Source organism: Ginsengibacter sp. (genome assembly GCF_057362405.1).
In genome coordinates this window covers 1-7793 of the sequence record NZ_JBMQQG010000083.1, presented here as the reverse complement: position 1 = coordinate 7793, position 7793 = coordinate 1, and the positions used below count along the sequence as shown (strand labels likewise).

General features: G+C 39.2%; 6 protein-coding genes. 5 read left to right on the top strand and 1 reads right to left on the bottom strand.

The features are described 5' to 3' along the window. Nucleotides 1-972 (bottom strand): DUF6807 domain-containing protein (locus ACO1O5_RS07420; RefSeq protein ID WP_486269204.1); only part of this gene is annotated, 972 nt, incomplete at its 3' end. 481 nt (nucleotides 973-1453) lie between these two features. On the opposite strand from ACO1O5_RS07420, the gene ACO1O5_RS07415 reads away from it, so the two are divergent. From ACO1O5_RS07415 to ACO1O5_RS07395, 5 genes are all read left to right on the top strand, one after another. Further along, nucleotides 1454-2524, top strand: a complete 1071-nt coding sequence (locus ACO1O5_RS07415) for a LacI family DNA-binding transcriptional regulator (RefSeq protein WP_486269203.1) — start codon at nucleotides 1454-1456, stop codon at nucleotides 2522-2524. 344 nt (nucleotides 2525-2868) lie between these two features. Continuing rightward, nucleotides 2869-3618 (top strand): SDR family NAD(P)-dependent oxidoreductase, encoded by a 750-nt coding sequence (locus ACO1O5_RS07410; protein WP_486269202.1) that lies wholly within the window; start codon nucleotides 2869-2871, stop codon nucleotides 3616-3618. A gap of 30 nt (nucleotides 3619-3648) precedes the next feature. Continuing rightward, nucleotides 3649-4419, top strand: a complete 771-nt coding sequence (locus tag ACO1O5_RS07405; protein ID WP_486269201.1) for a cupin domain-containing protein — start codon at nucleotides 3649-3651, stop codon at nucleotides 4417-4419. Nucleotides 4420-4710: 291 nt separating this feature from the next. After that, nucleotides 4711-6336: a GH35 family beta-galactosidase gene (locus ACO1O5_RS07400; protein ID WP_486269200.1), complete on the top strand. Its 1626-nt coding sequence runs from the start codon at nucleotides 4711-4713 to the stop codon at nucleotides 6334-6336. Between the two features lie 65 nt (nucleotides 6337-6401). Beyond that, a partial coding sequence (locus ACO1O5_RS07395) for an alpha/beta hydrolase family protein (protein ID WP_486269199.1) occupies nucleotides 6402-7793 on the top strand: 1392 nt, incomplete at its 3' end.

Below are 7793 nucleotides of genomic sequence, written 5' to 3'. Positions count from 1 at the left end.
ATCACCATCGATCATACACCAGCGGGCACGGCTAGCATCCGCATCTTTTCTCGTCTTACCTGCCGAAGTGTACACCTTACTGTTTTTATTAGTCCAGTCGGGCGTTGCCCTGAAACCGAAGCCTCCATAACGGTATTCTTTTAAAATAACAGAATCAGGGGTGGCGCAATTAAGTGTAGAGGTAAAATCCCATAACCAAATGTTAGTTCCGACATCATATACCCTAATATCCCACACCTCATCTAAAGCTACTGTGCCTTCCTTAATGGGAGGATCAATCAATACCACGTGCTCCTGCAATGCCTTAAACCCGCCATATACCGGGCCTTCTGTTTTTGAGATAAATTTTGCAAAGCGCACAGTTCCCTGTTTCTTGACGAGATTCCAAAAATCTACGATCTGGCCTTGAAAAGACACTTCTGTCCATGGATTCCAAATGCCTACATGGTGCCGGTGGTCGGGCGGGTTGATGCGGGTGAGTACGTTGCCTTGGGGAGACCAGAGGGGATGAATAAAGCCACTTCTTTTATAGACCGTGTCGACCCCATCAGGCGGGTAAACGGTTTTAAAATTATACTGTAATACGTTTTTTCCATGATCGGTAAGAAGTAATGATCCTCCCTGGTCAATCACTTTCACAGGCAGCTGACTTGCGGTTGTATTTATTCCTTTAGATAATTCATAAACCTGGGTTTGATGAGCATTACCTCCTTTGTTTTTCACGGTCCACCAAAGAAATCGATGATATCCATGTTCGATCTGAAATAGAACGGGCACCTTCTTATTGCCAACCAGTTGGTTCAATACCAGGGAAGAATCTGCAACGAAGGTTAGTGCATCTAAATCGACATTTACAGGTGTTTCAATGTTGCTATTTACATTGTGGAGAGTGAGTCTGGCAATTTCCTGAGCAAATGTTTCTTTGTTAAAAGCCAAGGATAAAATCAAACAAAAGACAAACTCGTGTCTCATATAAGCAATAATCAATGAAGGTGATTGAAAAAATTATGTTAAAATAAAGGTAGAATAAAAAAATTTAAAATGCAACCGCTCCCATGAAAAATAGATATATTTTCATTAATGGAGCTTTTTGTTCTGTTCTAATTATGCTTATAAGATTAATTCTTTCAAGAATAAGTTTTGTAGGAAATGCTTAACAGTGGATAATTAATTTCAGGATCCGTTTAATATTAAGATGGGATAAAATATCTTTTACTGATTGAATTACAATATTTTGATAATTAATAAAACCATGTAACCCTTTATGAAGTCGTGTTACAACGTTATTGAACTCTTGGTTCACCGTACATAATTATTCCAAATGGATTAAAAAAACAACCCTTCCATCAGGCCGATGACTATTGATTTTTGTTGAGGTTAGAAATAATTGTAACCGATTTTATGGTTAATGTTTTAAAAATTGTCTAAATTTATCCATAAAACAACCGATTGCATGAAAAGTAGCAAGGAGGTTACAATTTATGACATTGCTCTCAAATTGGATATTTCACCTTCAACTGTAAGCAGAGGTCTTAACAACCATCCCTCGGTGACAAAGGGAACCCGCAAACGAGTGCTGGATATGGCAAAGCTCATGGGGTATCGCACAAATTTATTCGCGAGAAATTTGCAAAAACAACGCACTCACACGCTTGGCGTTATCGTGCCGAAACTTAATAGCAATTTTCAATCGTCTGTCCTGGCCGGCATCGAAAAAGTTGCCAATACCGCCGGATATAACCTGCTTATTTCGCAATCCCTTGAGACCGAAACTAAAGAAGTAGCCAACGCGGCTGTTATGTTTAATAGCAGAGTTGACGGGTTAATTGTTTCCCTGGCTTTCGACACAAAAAATTTCTCACACTTTGAGCCTTTTTTTGAAAAGAATATTCCTGTTATTTTCTTTGACAGGGTTGCTGATGGCAAACTAAGTACAAATGTGGTTATCGATAACTTCAAGGCCGGATTTGATGCTACCTCACATCTTCTCGACCAGGATTGTAAAAGGATTGTACATATTACGGGTAACCTTTCCCGTAATGTTTACACCGACCGTATGAAGGGTTATCGACAAGCACTCGCAGAGCGTAATATTCCTTTTGATGAGAAATATGTAATCTCAAATAATCTTGATGAAAAAAGTGCCCGCGAGGCCGCCAAACAATTGCTAACAATGAACCCTATGCCAGATGGAATATTTATAACAAATGATAATTGTGCAGCAATCTGCATGCAGGTGTTGAAAGATGCAAACTGTAATATCCCGCAGGACATACGGATTGTTGGTTTTAATAACGATCTGATTACAACGCTTGTTGAACCTAAATTGACTACTATCAATTATCCGGGTCACGAAATGGGAGAAATCGTGGCACATGCCATAGTTAATCATTTGGAAGGAAAAGCGCCGATGACAGTTACCAGCACTATCATTGTTAAATCTGAACTGATTGTAAGAGAATCATCATTGAAAAATATTAAAAAGGAAACTTCCGCTCCTGATTCGATAAAGAACTATGAATAACCGGGAATATTGGTTGCCTTGTCTTTTTAAATATAAAAATTTCAAAAATGGTAAATCGGTTTCTTGATATTTGTGTCATATTTCAACAAAACAAATCGTGAACGTTTGCTATTTCATTAAATCGGCGAAATGCACCAACCTAGAAGAAATTACTGCAATGCAAAAAAAACGGTTTGCGAATCTCCATTTAAAGAGTCACCCAGGTTCGTATGGCATTAACTATAAGAATAAAGAGAGTGTTGTTGTGTAGAAGCGCATGCTTGCCATATTTTCAACTATTTTCTAGTGACTTAGAAACAGAAAAAATAGATCGCGATATAATGGTTCATTGATAATTAACAAATATGGAAAAAGATAAAAATAAGGTTGCAATTGTTACCGGTGGCGCATCGGGCATTGGATTGGCGATAGCTCAAAAATTTGTGGAAAACAAAATTACTACTATCATTATAGGCCGCGATATGGCTAAATTAGATGCTGCAAAAAATAAGTTAGGTAAACTATGCAAGCCGGTTTCTTTCGATCTGAATAATCTTTCTTCCGTGCCCGAATTGATAAATAATCTTATTAAAGAAAATGGTAAGATCGATATTCTTGTAAATAACGCCGGCATTAATTTAAAGAAGGATTTTACAGAAGTGACAGACAATGAATTTGAGAGCATCATGCTAACAAATGTTACATCGATGTTTGCTATTTCAAGAGAAGTGGTAAAATTTATGGTGCAAAGAGAAGCCGGAAGTATTATTAATATAAGTTCAATGGCTTCCCAATATGGCATCCCTAAAGTTATTGCGTATACTGCTTCGAAAGCCGCAATTGAAGGAATGACGAGAGCTATGGCAGTAGAACTATCGCCAAAGGGTATTCGCGTAAATTGCATTGCACCTGGGTTTATTGCAACAGACATGTCTGCAAAAGCCTTGAATAATGATATCGAACGAAAAGCTAAAGTGATGTCGCGAACTCCAATGGGTAAGTTGGGCCTGCCAGCCGACGTTGCCGATGCGGCTTTATTTCTTGCGTCGTCGGATTCTGCATATATAACAGGAGTTGTATTGCCGGTAGATGGAGGTAATTCTATTGGTTTTTAGGCCTTTCGCAAAAAACATACTTTATAAAATATGAAAAAAATAATCTTTTTGATCCTATACCTGGCTCCGCTTTCTCTTGTGGCGCAAAAGGATTCGCTTGTTAGCAGGGTGTACAAATGGAAGCAACCAGTTAGTAATAATCACAATCAAAAAACTTCAGTCGTTCTTTTCGATGGAAGTACTTACGATATGGAATGGCTTCAAATGAATGCAGATGAACTTACAACATCCGCCGATGCAAAGAAAATGATGGTTCCGGTTACAGAAGAACAATTATACATTATTAAAAAAGGGAAACTAACGGTAGGCATAAACGATTCAGTATTTACGCTGGTTAGCGGAAGCATTATCTTATTACTTCCGGGGCAAAACTTTTCAATTCAAAATAAGACTGCTGCGCCATGCGACTACTATGTGATGAAATACCGTTCGAAGCGCCCGGAGGATTTGCAGCGAGGTAAAGCTTCCGGCGGTTCGTTTATTGAAGACTGGGATAAGATCACTTTTAAGGCCAATGACAAAGGCTGGACAAGATATTACTTTCAACGCCCAACGGCAATGACTAAACGATTAGACATGCATGTTACTACATTAAAGGCAGGTTTAAAAAGTCATGAACCGCACACCCATCGTGCTGCGGAAATGGTGTTAATGATTGATGGTCACACTGAAATGCAAATCGGCCAGAAGTTTTACAAAGGGAATGAAGGAGACGTCTATTATCTCGCTTCGAATGTATTGCATGGCATTAGGAACATCGGGACAGAACCATGTACCTATTTCGCTATTCAGTTTGAATAATATACCGGAGCATTAATTGCAAACCAGTGATACGCTTATGAATGAATTCGGACAAATAAATAGAAGCTATAGAGATTTATGTAAATAAAAAGTGATGGAGAAAAAGCTAAGAAGCCGCGATTGGTTTGGCAAATCAGGTACGATTTGGTAACATGTGTTTTCGCAATTGTAACAAGGCTCCTTGTTACAACACGCTTAATTGAAATGAGCTTTGTGGCGGCAAGGGGACAGAAAAGGAATAAAGATATTCTGATGTATCTATTCAAATTATTATCTATTACAAAAGGTTAAATGAAAAAACAAACGGTTGTTATCTTGTTCCTGATTTTTCTTATTCATTTATCCGTAAGATCGCAAATAAGCAAGCATCCTCATCTCGTAAAAAAAGGCACTACTATGCAATTAATGGTGGATGATAAACCTTTTCTTGTTTTAGGTGGTGAGCTGGGCAATTCAACTGCTTCAAGTATGGTTTACATGCAACCGTTCTGGAGCAAGTTTACGGTGATGCATCTCAATACAATTCTCTCTCCTGTGTATTGGGAGTTAATAGAGCCCGAAGAAAACAGGTTTGATTTTTCATTGGTCGATAGTATCATCCATGAAAGTCGCAGACATCATTTAAAAGTGATCCTGCTTTGGTTTGGTTCGTGGAAAAACAGCATGAGTTGTTATGCACCTGCATGGATTAAAACAAATCAAAAACGTTTTCCAAGGGCGGAAGATCGTGATGGTAGGGGGCTCGAAATTCTATCTGCTTTCAATAAAAATAATTTAGACGCTGATGTAAAAGCATTCGCAATGTTGATGAAACATTTGAAAGAAACAGATAAATCACATACTGTTATAATGATGCAGGTGGAAAATGAAATTGGTATGTTAACCGAAGCAAGGGAACATACAGTTGAAGCCGATAAAGCTTTCAAGAGCGATGTACCAAAAGAGTTAATGGATTATCTTATTGCAAATAAAGATTCGCTCGTTCCTGAACTGAAAGAACATTGGGCGCAAACAAATTTTACAACAAAAGGAAATTGGGAAATTGTTTTTGGAAAAAGTCTTGCAACCGATGAAATATTCCAGGCTTGGTTTTATGCAAAATATACCAATGCTGTTGCAGTAGCTGGAAAAAAAGAATATAATTTGCCCATGTACGTAAACGCCGCATTAAACTATCGCAATGTGCAGCCTGGCCAATATCCCAGCGCCGGACCCTTGCCACATCTTATGGATATCTGGCAAGCAGGTGCGCCATCGATTAATATGCTTTCGCCTGACTTTAATAATCCTTATTTCAAACATTATAACGACCTCTATGCACGAAGAGATAACCCATTGTTTATTCCAGAAATAAAATTTGAACCATCGGATGCAGCAAAAGTTTTTTACGCAATTGGTCACTACCAGGCTTTTGGTTTTTCGCCATTCTCCATTGAATCAACCGAACACCCGGAAGATGAACCGATCGCAAAAAGTTATGCGATCTTATCTCAATTAACTCCTGAAATTTTGATGTATCGCGGTACAGGAAAAATGGATGGTGTTTTGCTGGACACATCCAACAAAAAACAAGAAATTATTTTAGGAGATTATAAACTAACGGTATCGCATGATTATACATTAGGTTGGTCGCCGGAAGCAAAAAATCCTTTTTGGCCAATGAGCGGCGCTATCATTATTCAAACAGGAAAAAACGATTTTATTATCGCAGGAACCGGTGTTGTTGTAACATTTGCAGTTCACAATAACGATAAGATTTCGGCAGGCATTTTACAAGCTAACGAGGGCAAATATGTGGATGGCGAATGGATTGCAGGCAGACGAATGAATGGCGACCAGGATCATCAAGGGAGGCATATAAGAATTCCCGTTGGTGAATGGAATATCCAGAAAGTTACTTTGTATCAATATAAATAATGATTGATTGTGCAGTTTTTATAATCAATCAAAATAAAATACCAAGGCATAAAAAATTCAACACGATGACAAAACTTTTTTTTATTACAATTGCGATAAGCGTAGTCAATACAGTTCTTGCGCAGGACACAACGATTAACGGTATTAAATACCCGAAACCTGCAAATTTTTCATCGCAGCAAAACCAGGAAAATATGATGCAACAATTGGGCATCAAAGAACTGCGACCGGGCCCAAGCGGAAATCCATCAGCGCCCAATCATGCGAACTATGATACAACAAAAGCAGATCCTTGCCCGCAATTGCCGGATATTCTAACAACAAAAAATGGAAAAAAAGTTACGACCGCGGATACCTGGTGGAAAGTGCGTCGTCCTGAAATAGTTGAAGATTATGAAAGCGAAGTGTATGGAAGAATTCCTCAGCATGTGCCCGAAGTAAGCTGGACGGTAAAGGTCACAGACCGTGAATTCATAATTCCAGGCTTCATACCTGTTATTGCAAAGCAAATCGTTGGCCATGTAGATAATAGCGTTTATCCGTTGATTAATGTTGATATTAAAATGTTATTGGTAATACCGAAGAACGTAGAAGGGCCTGTTCCGGTTTTAATGATGTTTGGACAGCCCTCGTTTCCTGCGCCGGCCCAACCATCCAATGATGATATGGAAACTTTAAATGCAACATTTAAAGACCTGATGATAAAAGCCAATCCTGAGGTGAAAAATATTTTTAATAAATATCCTGCTTACTCACCGATTACTAAAACGACTTTTAATTTTTTTGCTCCGCCTCCCGCGGAAGGTCCATCGCCTACAGAACAATTGCTTGCAGCGGGCTGGGGTTATTGCACTATTGATCCGGCGAGCATCCAGGCTGATAACGGTGATGGATTAACGAAAGGAATTATTGGTTTGGTGAATAAAGGTCAGCCACGCAAACCCGATGATTGGGGCGCCTTAAGAGCGTGGAGTTGGGGTGCTGCCCGTGCATTAGATTATTTGGAAACAGATAGTTTGGTTGACGCAAAAAAGGTTGGTATTGAAGGCGTATCTAGATATGGGAAAGCGGCATTGGTAACACTTGCATTCGAGCCGCATTTTGCGATTGCACTGGTCGGGTCGCCTGGTAAAGGAGGTGCTACTTTATTACGCCGAAATTTTGGCGAAGCCGTTGAAAGCCTTACCGGTGGTGAATCCTATTGGATGGATGGTAACTTTTTAAAGTATGGAACAGAAGAATCAGGTTTTGGTAAAAAGACAGGCTGCGACTTGCCGGTTGATTCACATGAATTGATTGCCTTATGTGCGCCGCGTCCCATGTTTCTAAGTTATGGTGTTCCTGAAAAAGGCGATGCAAACTGGCTGGATCACCGGGGGAGTTATAAAGCCATTATTGCCGCGGGCTCGGCGTACAAACTTTTAGGCGCAAAAGATTTAGGCGTATCAAATGATTAT